1 protein-coding gene is annotated in these 1,995 nt (G+C 72.9%); it reads left to right on the top strand.

What is annotated here, in order from left to right:
* Positions 1-1,995, top strand: a 1,995-nt coding sequence (locus IE249_RS35305) for a beta-ketoacyl reductase (RefSeq protein ID WP_189711600.1), incomplete at both ends; no start/stop codon positions are given.

Here is a 1,995-nt window from a genome sequence, read left to right as displayed (position 1 = left end):
TGGCGTTACCGCGTCACCTGGAAGCCGCTGCCCGACGACAACGCCTCCGCCACCACCCGCCTCACCGGCACGTGGCTCGTCGTCGCGCCGCCGGACAGCGACGAGAAGGGGCGGACGGCCGATGTGACGCGCGTCCTCACCGCACGTGGCGCCGCAGTACGCGTAGTACCGACCCCGGCCACCGCCGATCGGCACGCACTGACGGCCCTCATCCGTGAGGCCGCCGGTGAGATCGCCGCGACCGAAGACCACCTCGCCGGTGTGCTGTCGTTGCTCGCGGTGGACGCCGAGCAGCCGTTGCACACCTCACTCGCGCTGGTACAGGCCCTCGGCGACGCTGAGGTGACGGCACCGCTGTGGTGCGCCACCCGAGGCGCGGTCTCCGTGAACAGCGCCGACACCCTCGACGACCCGGAGCAGGCACTCGTCTGGGGACTGGGCCGGGTGGCCGCCCTGGAGCACGGCGAACGATGGGGCGGTCTCGTCGACCTGCCCGCCGAGCCTGACGAGCGCACGCTGACACGACTGGCGACCGCCCTCGCGGCCACCGGAGACGAGGACCAACTCGCCCTCCGGCCGACCGGTTTGTTCGTACGCCGCCTGCTGCGCGCTCCGCTCGACCGCACCCCCGTAACCCGGGACTGGAAGCCGCAGGGGACCGTGCTGGTCACCGGTGGCACGGGTGCCCTGGGCGCGCACGTGGCGCGCTGGCTGGCCCGCAGCGCGGACTGTGAAGGCACCGCCCCGCTGCATCTGCTGCTGACCAGCCGCAGGGGCCCCGACGCCCCCGGCGCGGGCGAACTCCGCGACGAACTCACCGCCCTGGGCGCCGAAGTGACCATCGCCGCCTGCGACGTCGCCGACCGCACCGCGCTCGCCGGACTCCTGGCTTCCATACCGCGCGACCGGCCGCTGACGGCCGTGGTGCACACCGCCGCCGTACTGGACGACGCCGTGGTGGAGGCGCTGACGCCGGACCAGCTTGACCGGGTCCTGCGGGTCAAGGTCGAGGCCACCCGCAACCTGGACGAACTGACGCGTGAGCTGGACCTCTCCGCCTTCGTGCTCTTCTCCTCCTTCGCGGCCACCTTCGGCGCCCCCGGCCAGGGCAACTACGCGCCCGGCAACGCCTTCCTCGACGCCTTCGCGCAGTACCGGCGCGACGCCGGGCTCACCGCGACGTCGGTCGCCTGGGGCCCGTGGGGCGACGGAGGCATGGCGGAAGGCGCGGTGGGCGACCGTATGCGACGTCACGGCGTGCTCGAAATGGCGCCCGAGTCGGCGGTCACCGCCCTGGGCCACGCCCTCGACCGGGACGAGACGGCACTGACCGTCGCCGACATGGAGTGGAAGCGCTTCGTCCTCGCCTTCACCTCCGGCCGGCCGCGCCCCCTGCTCAACGACCTCCCCGAGGCACGCGCCGTAATGGACGGCATGCGCGCCGAGGCCGAGGCCGACACCTCGGGCGGCAGCGCGCTGATCGAGCGGCTCACGGGTCGCCCGTCGGCCGAACAGGACCGGCTGCTCCTGGAGTTGGTGCGTACGGCCGTGGCGTCCGTGCTCGGCTACGCGGGCCCCGAGGCAGTGGAGGCGAACCGGGCGTTCAAGGAACTCGGGTTCGACTCGCTCACCGCCGTCGAACTGCGCAACCGCCTCGGTGCGGCCACCGCGCTCAAACTCCCCCCGACCCTGATCTTCGACTACCCGACCCCCTCCGTGCTGGCCGGACATCTGCGGGACGAACTGGCCGAGGCGACCGGTGCGTCCGGCGCGGGCGCGGCGGCCGCGGTCATCACCCCCACCTCCACCGTGACGGATGACGAACCCGTCGCGATCGTGGCGATGAGCTGCCGGTTCCCGGGTGACGTGCGGTCGCCGGAGGATCTGTGGCGGTTGCTGGAGTCGGGTGGGGACGCTTTGTCCGGTTTCCCGGTGGACCGTGGCTGGGACGTGGAGGGGTTGTACGACCCGGATCCGGACGCGCAGGGCACGACG

The organism is Streptomyces anandii JCM 4720 (assembly GCF_014650655.1).
GTDB classification, from domain to species: Bacteria; Actinomycetota; Actinomycetes; order Streptomycetales; family Streptomycetaceae; genus Streptomyces; species Streptomyces anandii.
Note: the sequence above shows the minus strand (reverse complement) of the source record. Positions and strands in the feature narration are given on the sequence as shown.